At 30.5% G+C, this 19,256-nt stretch carries 17 protein-coding genes; 14 read left to right on the top strand and 3 right to left on the bottom strand.

The window, feature by feature from the left end; translation table 11 throughout:
- Positions 1–109 precede the first annotated feature (109 nt).
- On the top strand, positions 110–316 hold the full coding sequence (locus tag CLOBL_RS07795; RefSeq protein WP_077858501.1) for a TOBE domain-containing protein: 207 nt from the start codon (positions 110–112) through the stop codon (positions 314–316).
- A gap of 111 nt (positions 317–427) precedes the next feature.
- Here the strand turns inward: CLOBL_RS07795 and CLOBL_RS07790 are convergent, their stop codons facing one another.
- From CLOBL_RS07790 to modA, 3 genes are all read right to left on the bottom strand, one after another.
- A complete protein-coding gene (locus CLOBL_RS07790; protein WP_077858500.1) occupies positions 428–1,474 on the bottom strand; it encodes an ATP-binding cassette domain-containing protein in 1,047 nt (348 codons plus the stop codon).
- A gap of 2 nt (positions 1,475–1,476) precedes the next feature.
- Positions 1,477–2,151: a molybdate ABC transporter permease subunit gene (gene modB, locus CLOBL_RS07785; RefSeq protein WP_077858499.1), complete on the bottom strand. Its 675-nt coding sequence runs from the start codon at positions 2,149–2,151 to the stop codon at positions 1,477–1,479.
- 106 nt (positions 2,152–2,257) lie between these two features.
- On the bottom strand, positions 2,258–3,064 hold the full coding sequence (modA, locus tag CLOBL_RS07780) for a molybdate ABC transporter substrate-binding protein (RefSeq protein WP_077858498.1): 807 nt from the start codon (positions 3,062–3,064) through the stop codon (positions 2,258–2,260).
- Positions 3,065–3,396: 332 nt separating this feature from the next.
- Between modA and CLOBL_RS29135 the strand changes: the two genes are divergently transcribed.
- The 13 genes from CLOBL_RS29135 (at position 3,397) to nifB (ending at position 19,067) form a co-directional block, all read left to right on the top strand.
- Positions 3,397–4,917 carry a GTP-binding protein gene (locus CLOBL_RS29135; protein ID WP_077858497.1) on the top strand — a complete coding sequence of 507 codons (1,521 nt, stop codon included), beginning with the start codon at positions 3,397–3,399 and terminating at the stop codon, positions 4,915–4,917.
- A 252-nt stretch (positions 4,918–5,169) separates the two neighbouring features.
- Entirely contained in the window at positions 5,170–5,376 is a 207-nt protein-coding gene (locus tag CLOBL_RS07770) for a TOBE domain-containing protein (RefSeq protein WP_077858496.1), read from the top strand.
- Positions 5,377–5,850: 474 nt separating this feature from the next.
- Positions 5,851–6,798: an ABC transporter substrate-binding protein gene (locus CLOBL_RS07765; RefSeq protein WP_077858505.1), complete on the top strand. Its 948-nt coding sequence runs from the start codon at positions 5,851–5,853 to the stop codon at positions 6,796–6,798.
- Positions 6,799–6,921: 123 nt separating this feature from the next.
- A complete protein-coding gene (locus CLOBL_RS07760; RefSeq protein ID WP_077858495.1) occupies positions 6,922–7,887 on the top strand; it encodes a helix-turn-helix transcriptional regulator in 966 nt (321 codons plus the stop codon).
- Positions 7,888–7,995: 108 nt separating this feature from the next.
- A complete protein-coding gene (locus CLOBL_RS07755) occupies positions 7,996–8,601 on the top strand; it encodes a Fe-only nitrogenase accessory AnfO family protein (RefSeq protein ID WP_077858494.1) in 606 nt (201 codons plus the stop codon).
- 23 nt (positions 8,602–8,624) lie between these two features.
- A complete protein-coding gene (locus CLOBL_RS07750) occupies positions 8,625–9,554 on the top strand; it encodes a hypothetical protein (RefSeq protein WP_077858493.1) in 930 nt (309 codons plus the stop codon).
- 477 nt (positions 9,555–10,031) lie between these two features.
- On the top strand, positions 10,032–10,853 hold the full coding sequence (nifH, locus tag CLOBL_RS07745; protein ID WP_077858492.1) for a nitrogenase iron protein: 822 nt from the start codon (positions 10,032–10,034) through the stop codon (positions 10,851–10,853).
- Between the two features lie 79 nt (positions 10,854–10,932).
- Complete coding sequence (locus tag CLOBL_RS07740; protein ID WP_009170518.1) at positions 10,933–11,259, top strand: P-II family nitrogen regulator; 327 nt, start codon at positions 10,933–10,935, stop codon at positions 11,257–11,259.
- Between the two features lie 19 nt (positions 11,260–11,278).
- The gene (locus CLOBL_RS07735; RefSeq protein ID WP_009170519.1) at positions 11,279–11,662 is read left to right on the top strand and encodes a P-II family nitrogen regulator; all 384 of its coding nucleotides are present in this window, start codon (positions 11,279–11,281) and stop codon (positions 11,660–11,662) included.
- A gap of 17 nt (positions 11,663–11,679) precedes the next feature.
- A complete protein-coding gene (locus CLOBL_RS07730; RefSeq protein ID WP_077858491.1) occupies positions 11,680–13,266 on the top strand; it encodes a nitrogenase component I subunit alpha in 1,587 nt (528 codons plus the stop codon).
- Positions 13,266–14,630 (top strand): nitrogenase molybdenum-iron protein subunit beta, encoded by a 1,365-nt coding sequence (nifK, locus tag CLOBL_RS07725; protein WP_077858490.1) that lies wholly within the window; start codon positions 13,266–13,268, stop codon positions 14,628–14,630. Before CLOBL_RS07730 ends, nifK begins: the two co-directional genes overlap by 1 nt.
- Before the next feature lie 377 nt (positions 14,631–15,007).
- Entirely contained in the window at positions 15,008–16,372 is a 1,365-nt protein-coding gene (gene nifE, locus CLOBL_RS07720) for a nitrogenase iron-molybdenum cofactor biosynthesis protein NifE (RefSeq protein ID WP_077858489.1), read from the top strand.
- Positions 16,359–19,067, top strand: coding sequence for a nitrogenase cofactor biosynthesis protein NifB (gene nifB / locus CLOBL_RS07715; protein WP_077858488.1), 2,709 nt, complete (start codon positions 16,359–16,361; stop codon positions 19,065–19,067). Before nifE ends, nifB begins: the two co-directional genes overlap by 14 nt.
- Positions 19,068–19,256 lie beyond the last annotated feature (189 nt).

The following is a 19,256-nucleotide window of genomic DNA, read 5'->3' as shown; positions in this document are numbered from 1 at the left end:
ATCATTTTACATAAATATGAAAAAAATAAAATAATTTCAATATATATATTTAAATATTTCTGTCTATAATATATAATAAAGATAATCTAAACTACAGGAGGAGATAATGATGAAATTAAGTGCTAGAAATCAGTTTCAAGGAAAAGTTGTTGAAATAAAGGAAGGAGCAGTAAATGCAACAGTAAAAATAGAAGTTACAAAGGATGTAGCTATTTCTTCTACTATTTCTATGGAAGCGGTAAAAGAATTAGGATTAAAAGTAGGATCTGAAGCTACAGCAGTTATTAAAGCTACATCAGTTATGGTAATGGCTTAGGTATAATGTCAATAATTATAGGAAAAAAGCAGTGAAGAATCCTTGAGATAGTGATTTTTCATTGCTTTTTATGTAACATAATTTTATAATGTCAATCTTTTTTGCAGGTATTTAAAAATAAAACAGATTGTCGCTTGAAAATGCTAAAAAAATAGTATCATTTAATGAAAAAGTCATATTCTTTTTCTCAAGTTTATATTCAATTTGAGTTGAAATAGGATTATTGTTATTTTTCATGTACAAGGTATATTCAAAGGGATTCTCTATAATATTATCCACCTGATATGAAAATGTATTACTATTAGTGTTACTGTTGCAAATTTCTATATCATGGGCTCGTATGCATATATATTGAACATTTTCAGGAACTTCATTATTCACTATAAATTCATGGCCCCAATTCTCAGCGTAAATAGTATATTTTCCGATTTTTCTTGCTTTGGAAATATTTTTACATCCTGTTAAATTTGCTTCACAAAGATTTTTGGGATGCTTAAATAAATTTTTTTTATCTCTTTTTTTTAGAGATTTCCCATTTTCATAAACAATAATATCATCGCAGACCCTATAGGCTTCTGCTATATCATGGGTTACAAAAATAACATTACCATTATAATTTTTCAATATGGACATTAATTCTTTTTCTAAATTGTTTCTTAAGTGCTGATCCAATGCAGAAAAAGGCTCATCTAATAGTAGTATATCAGGAGAAATTATTAGTGCTCTAGCTAAGGCAACTCTCTGCTGCTGACCTCCGGATAATTGCCATGGATAACGCTTTTCCAATCCAGAAAGACCTAGTCTTTTAATATAATCTTTACTTAGAGCTTTTTTTTCTGTATCTTTTAGATTAGAAACACCAATCTCAATATTATCTATGATATTCATATTCGGAAATAAAGCATAATTTTGAAATAAGTATCCAACCCTTCTATCTTGAGGAGTTAGATTAATTTTGGCATCAGAATTATAAAATATTTTATTATTAACTACTATTTTGCCTTGAGAAGGAGCTACTAATCCAGCTATTGATTTTAAGGTCATACTTTTTCCTGAACCAGATGCACCTAAAAAGCCTAAAATTCCATTTTCATGCTCAAAATGAACATCTAAATTAAAAGAGGAAAGATGCTTTTCTATATCAATATATAATGACATTGTTATGACCTCCTTCCCATAAGTTTAAGTTGAATCTCTGCCCAATAATTCATTAGTAATATTAAAATTAATGATAAAACAACAATTATAATTACCCAAAGAAGCGCTTTTTCCATATCTCCACCTTCAGCAGCAAAGAATATAGCGAGAGGCATAGTCTGAGTTTTACCAGGAATATTTCCAGCTAACATTAAAGTTGCACCAAATTCACCTATAGCTCTAGCAAAAGATAGAACTAATCCACCTATAATACCGGGCATAGCAAGTGGGATAGAAATTTTATAAAATATTTTAAACTCACTAAGACCAAGAGTCCGAGCAGCAGAAAGAATGTTTATATCTATTTGTTCAAAGGCGGCACGAGTAGTTCTATACATCATTGGAAAAGATACTACGATAGCAGCTATTACTGTAGCACTCCAGCTGAAAATTATAGATGTATTAAAAAGTTCTAATATTTTCCCAATAGGACCATTTTTACCACAAATCAATAACAGAAAAAAACCTACGACAGTTGGTGGGAGAATTAATGGCAAGGTAAACAGTCCATCAATTATTCCTTTAGATTTTCCATTAAAATTTGCCATCCAGTAAGAGATTATAATGCCTAAAAAAAATGTTATTACGGTTGAAAGAATAGCTGTTTCAACAGAAATCCTTAGGGGTGAAAAATCCATATTAAATCCTCCTTACATAAATATAGAATAAAGGCACATTAAAAATATAACCATCTTTGGTTTATAAATTTTATATGTGCCTGAATGTATAAATTAAATTATTATTTTAAGCTAAGCCATAACCATATTTCTCGAAAATCTTTTTACATGTGTCAGTATATAAGAAATCTTCAAAAGCTTTTGCAGCATCTTGATTCTTACTAGCTTTAATTATTCCAACTGGATATGTTATAGGTGAATGCTTATCTTCCGGAACTGTGTCAATAATCTTTGCATCGTTGCTGCTTAAAGCATCGCTTTTATATACAAATCCAATATCAGCATTACCAGAAGTTGCCCAAGCAAGAACCTCTTTTACATCTTTCGCGAAAACGAGTTTTGGAGTTATAGCATCCTTGATACCGAGATTTTGGAAAACTTCATCTGCATATTGTCCGGCAGGAACACTTTTTGGTTCTCCAACAGCAATTTTTTTAACTTTATCGGTATTTAAGTCTGAAAGTCCTGTTAAAGTGGTATCTTTTGGACCAACCATAACTAAATCATTTTTAACTAAGTCTTTTTTAGTATTCTCAAGTAATAAAGATTTGTCATCTAAAGCTTTCATTTGGCTTTGACCTGCTGAAATAAAAATATCGCATGGAGCGCCTTGTTCTATTTGTTGCTGTAAAGAACCAGAAGCACCAAAGTTGACAGTTAAAGTAACATTAGGTTTAACTTTTTGATATTCAGTCTGAATATCACCCATTGCTTCCTTTAAACTTGCAGCTGCAGAAATATTTAATTCTACTGCTGGTTCGCTGGACGAATTACCGCTAGAATTTGTAGTTGGAGCTTTTTGTGCACTGCATGAAATAATTGATACAGATAAAATTAAAGTCATTAACGTTGAAAATATAACTCTTTTTTTCATAAATAAAACCTCACATTTCTTTTAATTATTTTAGTAATGTTTTATTATGTTTAAATTACTTATGATTGCTTTTGCTAATTGTTATAGTTTTTATAATACTAGCATTAATTTTGAAAAATTGCAATACAGAATATAATATAGAGATTTTATTTTCAATAAACTTGACAAAACATGTTCAAATCTCTATATTTATAAATATAGTAATGGAATATTATGTTTTAGCATCTCAAAGGCGAGTGTACAGAAATGTATGAGAGTTTTGAGGTGCTTTTTTTATTTGCTATTTTGCTATGCAAGTTGTTGAGTTTTATGATGAGGAGGAATTGATAATATTGAAATTTGTTACATTTTCAGGTCCTCCATCTGCTGGAAAAACTTCAGTGATTTTAAAAGTCATTGATTGTTTGAAAACGGATGGAAATAAATTTGGTGTGGTAAAATTTGATTGTCTTACAACCTATGATGATATGCTATACAAAAAGGCAGGGGTTGAAACTATGGTAGGGTTATCAGGAAATTTATGCCCAGATCATTTTTATATAAGTAATATTGAAGAGTGTATAAAGCATGGATTAGAAAAGCAGTTGGATTTATTGATAAGTGAAAGTGCAGGTTTATGTAACAGATGTTCTCCGCACATAAAAGATATTTTGGCTGTATGTGTTATTGATATTCTCTCGGGAGTGAATACTCCTAAAAAAATAGGACCTATGCTTAAGTTTGCAGATATAATAGTAATTACAAAAGGAGATATCGTATCACAAGCTGAAAGAGAAGTCTTTGGGTTTATGGTGAGAGAAACAAATCCTAAGGCTAAAATATTATATGTTAATGGACTTACCGGACAAGGCGCATATGAGTTGAGTTTATTTTTAAAAGAAGCAAATTCAATAGAAACCATTGAAGGCAGGAAACTTAGATTTACGATGCCATCAGCTTTATGTTCCTATTGTCTTGGTGAAACAATGATAGGTGAGGACTATCAAACAGGAAATATTAAGAAAATAAATTTTGATAAGAAAAAAAACTATGTTGATAATATTATAAGCAGTGATTTAAGAGAAAAAATTTACAGAAAAAGAGAAAATGATAATAATAATGTTACAGCTATTTCAATCATAGGAGGTCACGATAAAGATGGAAATGTTGAAAAAGTTAATCTTACAATAAATCGTGGAGAAATAATTTGTATAGTTGGGCCTACTGGCTCAGGCAAAAGCAGATTGCTCGAGGATATAGAATGTATTGCAAGTGGAGATACACCAACCGGTAGAATTATAAAAATATTTGGAGGAGGTTTAAATGAAAGGAAATTGGTTGCGCAGCTTTCACAAAATATGAATTTTGTGATGGATGTATCTACTGAAGAGTTTATAAAAATGCATGCTAAAAGTAGAAAAATTGATGAAACAAAAGAGATTACAGATAGAATCATATATCATGCGAATATGCTTGCAGGAGAAAGATTTACAGAAAATACACCTGTAACAGCATTGAGTGGAGGTCAATCTAGAGCTTTAATGATTGCGGACACAGCATTTTTAAGCGTTTCACCTATAGTGCTTATTGATGAGATAGAAAATGCTGGAGTTGATAGAAGTAAGGCTTTAGAGTTGCTGATCAAGGAAGGGAAAATAGTTCTTGTGTCTACTCATGATCCAATCCTGGCGTTGCTTGGACATAAGAGATTAGTAATAAAAAATGGTGCAATAAATAAAATAGTTATAACAAATGCTAAAGAAAAGGAAAATTTAGAAATTATAAAAAAAATCGACAATAAGCTTTTAAAAATTAGAAGCGCTTTACGAAGAGGAGAATTGATAGATTGGAATTTGGATGGATATTTTACATAAAAAATCAAAATGAAAATAATTTATTTAAATTTTGATTGATTTAATAAAAATATTCGAATATTTATGAGAAAATGATTGAAAGAGGGGCTGCTGTTAGTTATAATTATAAAAAAGAAACCACAAAGGAAAGTAATATATTGGTGATTTTAAGGTATAAATATATTTCCGACCATACCATAAAATATATAAGTTACTAATCACTTAGTGGATAAATCACAATGTGAAAAAAACTATGTTTTAGGAGGAGATAAAATGAAATTAAGTGCAAGAAATCAATTATCTGGGAAAGTTGTGGAAATTAACGAAGGAGCTGTGAACGCATCAGTAAAAATAGAAATTGCTAAAGATATCGTTATTTCATCAACTATTTCATTGGATGCTGTAAAAGAACTGAATTTAAAAGTTGGTTCTGAAGCAACCGCTGTAATTAAGGCAACATCAGTGATGGTTATGGCTTAAAAATCAAATTCCAATAGTACGAAAACTAAGGTATTATATTTATAAATATCAAAGCAATATATTTATAAATAATTTAAAGCAAGTACATTATTACAAAAATCATAAAAAAGGGTATCTTGAATTTAATTTTGAGATATTCTTTTTTAAATTATAAATAACTCAAAACAACATGACAAAATATTAAAAATAGTTTGGAAGATAACCTATTATAAATGTTTTGTTGTGTTTTGAACTGTTTTGTATTTATAATATATCACTTGAATTATAAAAATGCAATAGGGAATTAAAAAATAATACAATTTCATCATTTTTGATACAAATTGATTAATTATATATTGGAAAATAGAGAATTTGTATTGCGTATTGTATTGTTTGGCTATGATTGGACAAGAATACAATTGGTGATTTTTGTGTTTCTTTTGGAGTTTTGTGTATAATATAAATATTAAAGGAGGCGTTTACAACGTGAAGACCATGATTGATAAAAATGACTATGATTTTCTAGGATTTTTACCGTGCCCTATTAAGATTCCAATTGAGATTGGATTTAATAATATGATAGATGAATTGAAAAATGCCTGTGAATTTAAATATCTGTTAGAGGGAAATGCTAACTATGAAGTTATGTGGATGGATGAATCATCAAATATTCCAAAGAAAGATGAACTTCCTAAAATAATTATAAGTTCTGGAGTAAATAGTTTTTATAGAAGAGATTTTAGAACTGAAGCTATTAAAGAAAAATATTTTAAAAATATAAACAAAAGGAAAGATGAATTTAAAGAGAATGAATTTGATGATTTAGAGGGAAATTATTATATAATGGCACTAAACTATTTGGTTATGGTAGTAGATTTAAGCAAATTAGATAATAGAGATATTCCTAAATCCTGGAGTGAACTTTTAAACAGTTCTTTCAAAAATGAAGTGGCTATCAGAGGGAAAAAAGGCAAATATTGCGAAACTACCCTATTAGGAATTTATAAAGATTATGGTATGGATGGAATTATGAAGTTAAAAGAGCTTATTGGTTATTCAGGACATCCTGCTGAAATGGTTAAAAATATAGGTAAAGATGTTTTAAACTCTCCAACTATAAGTATCGTCCCTCATTTTTATGCTAACATACTTAAAAATAATAAAAATGCTAAAGTTATATGGCCAGAAGATGGAGCTATAATAAGTCCTGTAACTTTACTTGTTCAAGAGAGCACTCCTGAAAGTATGGAAAAAATAATAGAATATTTTACTGGTGAAGAAGTCAAAAATATATGCAAAAATGCTTTTTTGCCACATCCCGATGACTATTTAAAATATTTAGAAAAACATAACTACAAATTAAACTGGCTAGGCTGGGATTTTATAGCCCAAAATAATGTAAATGAATTAATAATACAATTAAATACAGTTTTGAAAAAATGATTTAGAATAATAGGGAACTTTGATTTGTGTTACAATTCTAAAGAGGAAAATATTATATTTTTACTAGAAATTCTTATTTTTAAGTGTTAGAATGATATATTATTGAAGAAGGAGGGGAGTTCTGTGGAAAAGGAGCAATCCCTAACGGCAATTGAAGTTGCCGAATTACTTAAGATAACTAAAAATACTGTTTATGAATTGGTTAAAAGAGGAGAATTACCTGGTTACAAGGTTGGCAAAAAATTAAGAATAGACAAAAATGACGTTGAAAATTATATAAATAATCAGAAGATGCCTTATAAAAATAATAATCATCAAGTTTTTAGAAATGAAGCTACAAAAGAAGAGCCAATAAATAATGTTATGAAATTTGAAGGCAATAATAGTGATATTATTATATCTGGACAGGATGTAATTTTAGATGTGCTTGCAGAAAGCATAAGAGCAAAGGCAGGAGATATAAGAGTGCTTAGATCTAATACTGGAAGTTACGCTGGTCTTTATGACTTGTATAATGGAAAAATTTCAGCATCCTCAGTACATTTATGGGATGGGGATACAGGTGAATATAATGTAGCTTTTGTTAGAAAGATGCTTCCTGGAATTCCTTGTCTAATAATAAATCTGGCTTATAGAAATGTTGGATTTTATGTGGCTAAAGGAAATCCATATAATATAAATACCTGGAGTGACTTGACTAATCCTAATATAACTATGGTTAATAGAGAAAAAGGTTCAGGAATAAGGATTCTCCTGGATGAAAAATTAAGAGCAGACAATATATCCAATGAACAAATTAATGGGTATAATGTTGAAAAACAATCGCATTTTGCTGTAGCAAGAAGTATAGCCAGAGGTGAAGGAGATGTTGGAATAGGAAATGAAAAAATTGCAAGACAGGTAGAAGGGATTGATTTTGTAAAGCTTCAAGAAGAAAGGTATGATTTGGTTATAAAAGAAGCAGATATGAAATATTCTATATATAAATTGATGTTAAGTACTGTTCAAAGTGAAGAGTTTAGAAGAGAAATGAAAAGTTTGGGAGGATATGATTTAAAAGATATAGGAAAAATACTTGCTAAAACATGAAGAATGTTATAGTATAAAACTACAAATCATTAAATTAGTTTGCAAAGACGCAGTATTTTAACTGTGTCTTTTTTTATTTAAAAATTAAGTTCGAAGGAGTGAGGCAACATGAATGAAATAGGAGCATTTTTAGAAGAAAAGGATGTAATAAGTACTTTTGAAGAGGCAAAATATATTAAAATATTTATGAAGGACAAATATGCCTGGAGAGTTAAAAAAGTTATCTTAATTAATCGAACTAGTGGAAAACGAGGAATCAATGAAATACGCTCAGAGTATCAAAAATTGCTTAGTGAGTTTGAGGAATGTAAAAGTATTATTGTGAAAAAGGCATTTGGAATTCCTTATAGTACATTTTATATGGAAGATTTCAGTATTTGGGAATTGGACGGTAATCCATTAGATTATTTAGATGAAATTGTAGTAAAAGAGTTAGAACAGGAAGAATTAGAGGCAAGAGAAGTAGAAGTTGGCAAAAAAATTAAAGAGGGATATTATCTAATAGATTTGCAGGAATTAGAATTGACAAATCCAGAATTGTCTTCCAAAAAGGCTATAATTCCTTATTGGGAGAAGGAAGATACAGAAAAAATAGAGGTACGCTGTTGTCATGTACCACCTTGGTTAATGGATAGGGAAAATAATGGTGAAATGAAACTAGAAATTATTCAGATTGGACGAAATGATTATAAGGTAATAATTAATAAGAAGTAATTCTTGAGGAAGGGATGATTATTATGGGAAAAATAGAAACTAAGTATGGTACGTTAAATGGAGCTGAGATTGCAGGTTACTATTCTACAGGAGAGCCTGAAACTTATAATTTAGAAGAAAAAAGTGAATTAGAAGTTTTGGGATATAAATTAGTTCCGTTATATGATTTTCCTTATGAAAGAAGAAAGGAATTTCCACCAATGAAAGTTTATAAAAATGGAAATATTAAGAGTATGGCTTTAGATACGTCAACTATTATTAATACTAAATTAGGCAAATTTGAAGTTGAAAAAATCACTTTCTATGAAAGTGGACAAATAAACAGATTATTTATTCTGGATGGAAAATTATCTGGTTATTGGTCTGAAGAAGATGAATATAATTTAGCAAAAGCATACAAATTTAAGTTTGAATTTTCATCTTTTGAGGCTAAGATTATGTCATTGCATTATTATAAAAGTGGTGAATTAAAGAGCTTGACTTTATGGCCTAAAGAAAGAATTGAGCTAAAAATAGGGGAATACAAATTTATGGGCAGAATAGGCTTTTCTTTGTATGAAAATAGCAAGATTAAGTCATGTGAACCCTTTAGGCCGGTGGCAATAAATACACCTATTGGAAAGATAGATGCATATGATATTAATGCAGTTGGAATTCATGGAGATACGAATTCGTTAAAATTCAATGAGGATGGAACTGTTAAAGCGTTAATTACATCTACCAATACTGTAACAGTTTATACAGAAAAAGGTGAAAAGAGTATTTATTCGCCCAAAAAAGTTAGATTATATTCTAATAGTGAAATTTTAGATACAATAACCTTAAGTATAGAATTTGAAGAAAATAAAATCATTATTAATTCTCAATATGAATATGAAATTAAAGGAAATAGATTTGAAATAAAAGAATTTGGTGAAAAACGTATGACGCTCACAGGAGATGTAGTAATCTGATAAGAGATTTTAGCTAAAAATGCAAAAAATATAAGCATTAAACCGTTATCATAAAAAAAAATAAAATTTTATTAAAAAAGTATTTGCAAAAAGTGATATTTGTGATATTATAATTTCAACAACAAAATAGAAATTAAAGCAAAGATAAATAATATTTAAGGCAACGAAGTCTAAGGTTTAGTTCAAGGAAGAGACTAATTCTTAGATTTTTTTTATTACATTATTACATCATATATATTATAAAATAATAATTTTAATGAAGTTTAGGATTATTTCTAATATTTTATATTAATATATTTTATTGTAATATATATATCATATTAAAGGCAAGGGAGTCTATTTGTTATGGCTTAAAATAGTCAAACGAAATAGATTCTTTTTTTTATAGCTAATTATAGTTATAAAATTACAATTATTGATATAATCCCCTGATGGGGTTGTATAATAAAACATTCAAATTTAAAGGAGGAAACTTATATGAGACAAGTAGCTATTTATGGAAAGGGTGGTATAGGAAAATCTACAACCACACAAAATTTAACTTCAGCTTTAGCTGAAATGGGAAAGAAGATAATGATAGTAGGGTGTGATCCTAAGGCGGATTCTACAAGACTAGTTCTCGGAGGTTTAGCACAAAAAACAGTTCTAGATACTTTAAGAGAAGAAGGAGACGAAATCGAATTAGATGCAATCTTGAAAACAGGATATGGAAATATTAGATGCGTTGAATCAGGCGGTCCAGAACCAGGAGTTGGATGTGCAGGTAGAGGTATCATTACTTCAATAGGAATGCTTGAACAATTAGGAGCATATACAGATGATTTAGATTATGTATTCTATGATGTATTAGGAGACGTTGTATGTGGTGGATTTGCAATGCCAATCAGAGAAGGTAAAGCTCAAGAAATATACATCGTTGCTTCTGGAGAAATGATGGCATTATATGCAGCTAACAATATTTCAAAAGGTATTCAAAAATATGCTAAAACTGGTGGAGTAAGATTAGGCGGTATCATTTGTAACAGCAGAAAAGTTGATAAAGAATTAGACTTATTAGAAGCTTTTGCAAAAGAACTTGGAAGCCAACTTATTCACTTTGTACCAAGAGATAATATGGTTCAAAGAGCTGAAATACACAAACAAACAGTTATAGAATTTGATCCAAAAGCAGATCAAGCAGATGAATATAGAACATTAGCTAAGAATATAAATGAGAACAAAATGTTTGTTATTCCAAAACCAATGAAACAAGAGAGATTAGAAGAAATCTTAATGGAATATGGCTTAATGGATATCTAGGATAAAAAATTTGAAATGTATATGTTCAAAATAAATAACATCTAAAAGCAAAATATATAATAAAAGGAGATAGAGAGATATGTATATGATTCGTGCAATAATAAGACCAGAAAAGGTTAGCACTGTACTTTCAGAATTATTGGATGCGGGGTTTCCAGAGGTAACTAAGATGAACGTATATGGAAGAGGTAAACAAAAAGGAATTAAAGTAGGTGAAATTCATTATGATGAATTACCTAAAGAAATGCTTTTAATTGTAGTTAAAGATGAAGATAAAGATGATGTTATAAAAGTTATAATGAGAAATTCTAGAACAGGAGAAAAAGGTGCTTTTGGTGATGGTAAAATCTTTGTTTCACCAGTTGAAGAAGCATACACTGTAAGTAGCGGGAAAGCATTATTATAAAATTAGGAGGAGTAGCTTTATGAAAGAAGTTATGTGTATTATTCGTTTGAATAAAGTTAATAAAACTAAAGAAGCACTTGCTGAAGCTGGTTTCCCATCAATTACTTGCAGAAAAGTACTTGGAAGAGGTAAAAAATCTATAGATAAGGCTTTAGTTGAAGCTTATATGGAAGCTGGGGAAATACCACCAACACCATATGGAGAAAACTTATCAGAAAGAGGAAGATTAATTCCTAAGAGATTTATTACATTAGTAGTAAAAGATGAAGAAGTAAAAACAGTAATAGATACAGTAATTGATATTAATTCGACTGGAACTCCAGGAGATGGGAAGATATTTGTAATACCAGTTGAAGAAGTATACAGAGTAAGAGACGGACAAGCGGGCGATGAAGCCATCTAATATATGGAGGTGAAAAAATGAGTAAAGTAGATAGCGTTTTAGACAAATATAGTGCAAAAGTCTACAAAAATAGAAAAAAACATATGCTTGAACTTGAAGAAGAAACACAAGAGATAGATGCAAATAGAAGAACTATACCAGGAATTATGACACATAGAGGATGTTGTTATGCAGGATGTAAAGGAGTTGTTCTTGGACCATTAAAGGATATTGTAGTTTTAACTCATGGACCAATAGGATGTGGATATTATTCATGGGGAACAAGAAGAAATAAGGCTTTACCACAAAAAGGTGATGGAAGCTTCATTCAATATTGTTTTAGTACAAATTTAGGTGAAAGTGATATAGTATTCGGCGGAGAAAAGAAATTAAAACAAGCAATTAAGGAAATTGTAGATATATTTAATCCAAAAGCAATATTTATATGTGCAACATGTCCAGTTGGATTAATTGGAGATGACCTTCCAGCTGTTGCAGAAGAAACAAAAAAATTATATGGAATTGATTGTATATCATTCCCTTGCGAAGGATATAAAGGTGTGTCACAATCAGCTGGTCACCATATTGCAAATAACAAACTTATTAAATCAGTAATAGGTACTCAAGAATACAAAACAAACAAACATAGTGTCAATATTCTTGGAGAATATAACATAGGTGGTGACGCTTGGGAAATAGAAAGAATTCTTGATAAAATAGGCTATGAAGTAATATCTGTCATGACTGGTGATTGTAGTATTGACGATTTACGTAAAGCTCATTGTGCAGAATTAAATCTAGTTCAGTGTCACCGTTCAATTAATTATATAGCAGAAATGATGAAAATTCAATATGGAACTGCATGGATAAAAGTTGATTTTATAGGTGTTGATTGTACAGTAAGAACTTTAAGAGATATGGCTAAATTCTTCAATGATCCAGAAATAACAGCTAAAACTGAACAAGTAATAGCAGAAGAACTTGAAGAACTTAAAGAACCTATGGAGTATTATAGAAGCAAGCTTACTGGAAAAACTGCAGGTTTATATGTGGGTGGATCAAGGTCTCACCATTATCAAATGTTATTAAATGATTTAGGCGTAGAAACATTAATTGCAGGTTTTGAATTTGCTCATAGAGATGACTATGAAGGTAGAGAAGTTATACCAACTATAGTTGAAGATGCAGATTTAAAGAACATTGAAGTATTAGAAGTAGAAAAGATTGCTGATAAATACAGACCAGTAAAAACTGACGAGGAATTAGAAGAATTAAAGAAAGAAATAACTAACTTAGAATATTATCCAGGTATGATGAAAGATATGAAGAAAGGTACAATTGTAGTTGATGATTTAAATGAATTTGAAACTGAAGAATTCATTAAACAATTAAAAGTTGATATGTTCTTTTCTGGTATCAAGGATAAATATATCATTCAAAAAGGTGGCGTATTATCAAGACAATTGCACTCTTATGATTATAGCGGACCTTATGCAGGATTTAGAGGTGCTGTAAACTTTGGTAGAGATTTAACTATGAGTTTATATACACCAGCATGGGGATACACTGTGGCTCCATGGAAAACAGAATCAATTTTAGAAGGAACATTTGGAGGTGAGGTATAATGTTAGATTTAACTCCTAAAGAAATTAAGAAAAGAGAAGCTATTACTATTAATCCTAGTAAAACATGTCAACCTGTTGGTGCTATGTATGCAGCTCTTGGAGTTCATGGATGTATGCCACACAGTCATGGATCACAAGGATGTTGTTCATACCACAGAACAGTCTTATCTAGACATTTTAAGGAGCCAGCTATAGCAACGAGTTCATCATTTAGTGAAGGTGCCTGCGTATTTGGTGGTGGTAGTAATATTAAAACTGCTGTAAAAAATATCTTTGATATGTATGATCCAGAAATAATTGCTGTTCACACTACATGTTTATCGGAAACTATAGGTGATGACTTAAAAGGCTTTATTGAGGATATAGATATTCCAGAAGGAAAATACGTGTTACATGCAAATACCCCAAGTTATGTTGGATCACATATTACTGGATTTTCTAATATGGTTTCAGGTTTCATTAAAGGTTTATCTAAAACAACTGGAGTGAAAAATGGAAAAATGTGCGTAATACCTGGATTTGTCAATCCTGGTGATATGCGTGAAGTAAAGAGATTGTTAAAACTTATGGGTGTAGATTTTACAATGTTACCAGATACAAGTGGAGTTTTAGATGCTCCAATGACTGGAAAATATGATATGTATCCAAAGGGTGGTACAAAGATTCAAGATATTATTGAATTAGGTGACTGTGAAAAAACATTAGCCCTTGGAAGCTTTGCTTCTGAAGCAGGTGCATCTACACTTGAAAAATTATATAAAGTTCCTTATACAACTTTAAAAATGCCAATAGGTGTTGGTGCTACAGATGATTTAATTATGGAATTAAGCAAGTTTAGCAAGCAAGAAGTTCCATATGAAATCGAAGAAGAAAGAGGACAATTAGTTGATATAATGATTGACTCTCATGCATATTATGATAAGAAAAAAGTGGCTTTATATGGAGATCCAGATGTACTAATTGCTTTATCTAAATTCTTGCTAGAACTTGGAATGATTCCTAAGTATGTAATTACAGGAACTCCATCTAATGTATTTGAAAAGCAAATGAAAGAATTATTTGATGAATTTGGTGTTGAAGGCTGTATTGCAAAACAAGATACTGATCTTTTTGAATTACATCAATTAATAAAGAATGAATCAGTAGATTTATTAATGGGTGGAACTCATGGTAAATATATAGCAAAAGCTGAAGACATTCCATTAGTTAGAATTGGTTTCCCTGTATTAGACAGATACGTTCATTCTTATATGCCAACATTTGGATACAGAGGTGCTATGAGATTACTAGAATTAATGCTTGGTGCATTAATGGACAGACAGGATAGAGATTCTAAGGATGAAGATTTTGAATTAGTAATGTAAATTAAAATCTAAAGGTGTGCAAAATAATATAAGTATTAACCAAAATAATACCCCTCAAATACAAGATATGTGTTGTTATAAATAAACTCAATGATGAGCAATTGTATATGTTAAAGCATAGCAATTGCTCATTTTTTCTATAAAAAAATGTAATTTTTTTAAAGATAATAAAAAATAATTATTTAAAGAAATAAGGTAAAGCAAGTTAATAGTTAAGAGTTAACAATTAACGAAAAATGCCTGAATATATAATATTTTTAATGTTAGCTGTTCGTTGTTAACTGTTAATTTTCAGGTTTTATTAAACTCTAAGCTTTTTAAATAGCATAAAATTTCAAGAGTTTAATTTTACATTTATGAAAGGTGGTGCAAACTTTATGGAAAAGAGAATAAGTAATTCGCTTCTTGAAGAAAGAGAAGATTTTGTTTGCTTTAAGGAAGGCAATAATAAAAATTCTATGAAGTGCGATGGAAATAGTGTTTCAGGTTCAGTCAGCCAAAGAGCTTGTGTTTATTGCGGTGCAAGAGTAGTTTTGAATCCAATAACTGATGCATATCACATAGTTCATGGACCAATAGGGTGTGCAAGCTATACTTGGGATATAAGAGGAAGTCTTTCAAGTGGTGAAGATTTATATAGAAATAGTTTTTCAACAGATTTAAGTGAGCAGGATGTTATTTTTGGTGGAGAAAAGAAACTAACTGCTGCAATTGAAGGGATAATGGAAAAGCATAATCCGAAATTAATCTTTGTTTATGCTACCTGCATCGTTGGAGTAATAGGTGATGATATTAAAGCTGTTTGCAAAATAGCTGAGCAAAAGTATAAAGTACCAGTTATACCTGTAATGGCACCAGGCTTTTCAGGAAACAAATCTAAAGGTTATAAAATGGCATGCAATGCACTAATGAATTTGTTTTCAAGAAATATATTACCTAAAGAAAAAGGAATAAATATGCTTGGGGATTTTAATTTGGCAGGAGAGATTTGGATTGTAAAAGAGTATCTGCGCAAGATGGGCGTTAAAGTAATATCAACTATTACTGGAGATGCAAGCTATGATAAATTAATTAAATCCAGCAGTGCAAGCTTTAATGTAGTCCAATGTGCAGGTTCCATGACATATTTAGCAAAAAGAATGGAAATGGAAATGGAAATTCCATTCGTTAAGATTAGTTTTGTTGGTTTAGAAGATACTAAAAATTCTCTGATCAGAATAGCAAGTCTTTTTAATGATGAGGAAATGATGGCAAGGACTAAAGCTTTAGTTAAAGAGGAAGAAGAAAAGATAATGCCTATTTTAAATAAATATAAAGAAAATTTAAAAGGCAAAAAGGCTGCTATATATGTAGGTGGAGGTTTTAAAGCTATATCTTTGATAAAACAATTTAATGAACTTGGAATAGACACAGTAATGGTTGGAACACAAACTGGAAAGGAAGAAGATTATGAGATTATAAATTCCTTGGTTAATGAAGGAACTGTAATTTTAGATGACGCAAATCCTTATGAATTGGAAAAATTTATGATTGAACAGGATGTTGATATTTTAGTAGGAGGAGTAAAGGAAAGGCCTCTTGCTTATAAATTAGGAGTAGCATTTTGCGATCATAATCATGAAAGAAAGCACCCTCTTGGTGGCTTTATCGGAGCAGTAAATTTTGCTAAAGAGATAAATCTTTCAATAAACAGTCCTGTATGGAAATATGTAAAGGAGAGTGAAGATAATGAAGACAGCTAAAGAAAGTTTTGTAAATCTAACTGTTAACCCATGTAAGATGTGTATGCCTATGGGAGTTGCTACAGCACTTTATGGAATTAAAAATTGTATGACGATTTTACATGGTTCACAAGGCTGCAGCACATATATTAGAAGACATATGGCAACTCATTTTAATGAACCTGTAGATATTGCCTCATCTTCACTGACAGAAGAAGGTACTGTGTATGGAGGGGAAAATAACTTAATTAAGGGTGTAGAAAACTTAATTAAACTATATAATCCAGAGGTAATAGGAATAGGGACAACTTGTCTTGCTGAAACCATTGGAGAAGATGTAAAAAGGTTATCTAAGATATTTTATGAAAAACATCCTGAAAGTAAGATTAAATTAATACCAATACAATCTCCAGGATATGGAGGAACTCAATATGGTGGATATTTTACAGCATTAAGAGCGGTAGTTGAAAATACAGAAATGGATAGTACTAAGAATCAAAAAGTGAACGTGGTTACTGGACCAATAAGTAGTGCAGATACTAGATATTTAAAGACAATGCTAGAGGATTTTAATATAGATTATATATTACTTCCAGATATATCTGAAAACTTAGATGGCGTTCATAGTAAAAAGTATAATAGACTGCCAAGTAATGGAACCAGTATAGACGAAATCAAACATATGGGAGGCGCCAAAGCTACAATAGAACTGTCTACATTTATAAAGGAAGAATATTCTGTTGGAAGTTACTTAGAGAAAGCTTTTGGAGTAAAAAATCATAGAATCAACGTGCCTAGAGGTCTTAGAGATACTGATAATTTCTTAAAAGTATTAGCTGAAATTTCTGGAAAAGAAATTCCAGAAAAGTATATAAAAGAACGAGGACGATATTTAGATGCTATGATTGATTCTCATAAATATAATGCAGAAGTGAGAATAGCTATATTTGGAGAACCAGATTTTGTTTATTCTTGTGCAAGATTAGCAGTGGAAAATGGATCAGTTCCAGCTTTAATTGCAACAGCAGATGTATGCCCAGGACTTGAAAAAAGTTTGAGAAAAGAAGTTGATGAACTTTCTGATAACCTATTTGCAGAAAAATGTACAATTTTAGATAAAGCAGACTTTAAAGATATAGAAAATTATGTACTAAATAACGATGTAAATGTCATGCTCGGAAGCTCTGATGGAAGGAGAATAGAAGAGAAACATAAGGTGCCGTTAGTAAGGGCATCATTCCCAATACATGACAGAGTTGGCGGACAGAGAATATTATCCATTGGATATGAAGGTTCTCTTGATTTAAGCGATAAAATTGCAAATGTTATGCTAGCTAAAACAGAATCAACGTTTAGAGAAGATTTATATAATGAATATTATAAAGAAGAAAAAAACATAGAACTAACTGCAAAAAGTGAAGAGTTAGAACTTAAGGGGGAGAAAAAAGTGGAATTTAAAGTTGTAGATAGAAATGTAGTAGAAGAGAAGACTAAGACCCATCCTTGTTTTAGCTGTTCATCAGCTCATAAGTATGCAAGAATGCATCTTCCAATAGCTCCAAAATGTAATATAAGTTGTAATTACTGTTTAAGAAAATTTGATTGTGTCAATGAAAGCAGACCAGGAGTTACAACAGAAGTACTATCGCCAGAAGAGGCATTTGCAAAATATAAGTTAGTAAAATCTAAAATGGATAATCTAAAGGTTGTCGGAATAGCAGGTCCAGGTGATGCACTTGCAAATTTTGATAATGTTAAAAAGACTCTTGAACTTATAAGAGAACATGATCCAGAAGTTACTTTCTGCTTATCAACAAATGGTTTAATGCTTCCATTCTATGCTCAAGAGTTAATTGATTTAGGAGTAAGCCATGTAACAATAACTATGAATGCTATTGATCCTAAAATAACTGCTAAGGTATATAAATTCGTAGATTATTTAGGGGTTACATATACAGGGGAAGAAGGAGCACAAATTCTTTTAAACAATCAATTGTCTGGTCTTAAATATTTAGCTGACAGAGGTATAATGTGTAAGGTTAATATAGTAATGCTTAAAGGAATTAATGATAAGCATATAGAGGAAGTTGTTAAGAAAGTTAAAACATTAGGTGCTAGAATTACAAATATAATGCAAATGATACCTGTAAAGGGGAGTGTGTTTGAAAACATGCCTCTTACAAGCAATAAAGAAATAATGGATTTAAGAAATAAATGCGGTGAACATTTAGAACAGATGTATCATTGCAAGCAATGCAGAGCTGATGCTATTGGGCTACTTGGTGATGATCAATCTCAAAAATTTAATAGGCCTCAAGTTAAGGATATAGAGGAAAAAACTCTTAGATTTGCAATAGCTTCAAAGAGTGGAGTTGGAGTAGATATGCATTTTGGACATGCAACAGAATTCCTTATTTATGAATATAAAAACGGAGATGCCAAATATGTTGAAAAAAGAGATGTAGATAAGTTCTGCAATGGTAAGGAAGTATGTGAAGAGGAAGAAGATAAATTTACTAAACTCTCCAAAGTAGTTAATGATTGTGCAGGAGTTATATGCCTTAGGATTGGGGATGAACCTAAAAAGAAATTCAAAAATATGGGCATAGAAGTGTTTATGACCTGTGAAACTATCGAAACTGCAGTTGTAAAAGCTGCTGAAGCTATTCTAAAGGGGACTGAGGTTAAGGAGATGCTTAGTTCACTTAGTAGCTAGCAGGTGTAAAAGTTGTACAAAAGTTTATTGGAAAGGTTGAATGAGGGGATTTAATAAATCAATTTATATAATTTAAAGTATTGAAAGAGGAATTGAATGAATATAATGTTATTCAATTCTTTTTTTGTGTTGCAAATACTAACAGTAATAAAATCTGCATAGTGAAATATAATGGTTTTACTTAAAAAG

The organism is Clostridium sp. BL-8, assembly GCF_002006495.1.
Taxonomy (GTDB): Bacteria; Bacillota; Clostridia; order Clostridiales; family Clostridiaceae; genus Clostridium.
The sequence above is the reverse complement of the archived record's forward strand: the minus strand, read 5'-3'. Positions and strand labels throughout refer to the sequence as shown.

Bases quoted from the DNA above. Each gene is read 5' to 3' on its own strand.
- nifH (WP_077858492.1), top strand. From the start codon at position 10,032: ATGAGACAAGTAGCTATTTATGGAAAGGGTGGTATAGGAAAATCTACA.
- CLOBL_RS07790 (WP_077858500.1), bottom strand. From the start codon at position 1,474: ATGTCATTATATATTGATATAGAAAAGCATCTTTCCTCTTTTAATTTA.
- CLOBL_RS07755 (WP_077858494.1), top strand. From the start codon at position 7,996: ATGAATGAAATAGGAGCATTTTTAGAAGAAAAGGATGTAATAAGTACT.
- nifE (WP_077858489.1), top strand. From the start codon at position 15,008: ATGGAAAAGAGAATAAGTAATTCGCTTCTTGAAGAAAGAGAAGATTTT.
- CLOBL_RS07795 (WP_077858501.1), top strand. From the start codon at position 110: ATGAAATTAAGTGCTAGAAATCAGTTTCAAGGAAAAGTTGTTGAAATA.
- CLOBL_RS07730 (WP_077858491.1), top strand. From the start codon at position 11,680: ATGAGTAAAGTAGATAGCGTTTTAGACAAATATAGTGCAAAAGTCTAC.
- modA (WP_077858498.1), bottom strand. From the start codon at position 3,064: ATGAAAAAAAGAGTTATATTTTCAACGTTAATGACTTTAATTTTATCT.
- CLOBL_RS07765 (WP_077858505.1), top strand. From the start codon at position 5,851: ATGATTGATAAAAATGACTATGATTTTCTAGGATTTTTACCGTGCCCT.
- nifK (WP_077858490.1), top strand. From the start codon at position 13,266: ATGTTAGATTTAACTCCTAAAGAAATTAAGAAAAGAGAAGCTATTACT.
- CLOBL_RS07740 (WP_009170518.1), top strand. From the start codon at position 10,933: ATGTATATGATTCGTGCAATAATAAGACCAGAAAAGGTTAGCACTGTA.
- CLOBL_RS07735 (WP_009170519.1), top strand. From the start codon at position 11,279: ATGAAAGAAGTTATGTGTATTATTCGTTTGAATAAAGTTAATAAAACT.
- modB (WP_077858499.1), bottom strand. From the start codon at position 2,151: ATGGATTTTTCACCCCTAAGGATTTCTGTTGAAACAGCTATTCTTTCA.
- CLOBL_RS07750 (WP_077858493.1), top strand. From the start codon at position 8,625: ATGGGAAAAATAGAAACTAAGTATGGTACGTTAAATGGAGCTGAGATT.
- nifB (WP_077858488.1), top strand. From the start codon at position 16,359: ATGAAGACAGCTAAAGAAAGTTTTGTAAATCTAACTGTTAACCCATGT.
- CLOBL_RS07770 (WP_077858496.1), top strand. From the start codon at position 5,170: ATGAAATTAAGTGCAAGAAATCAATTATCTGGGAAAGTTGTGGAAATT.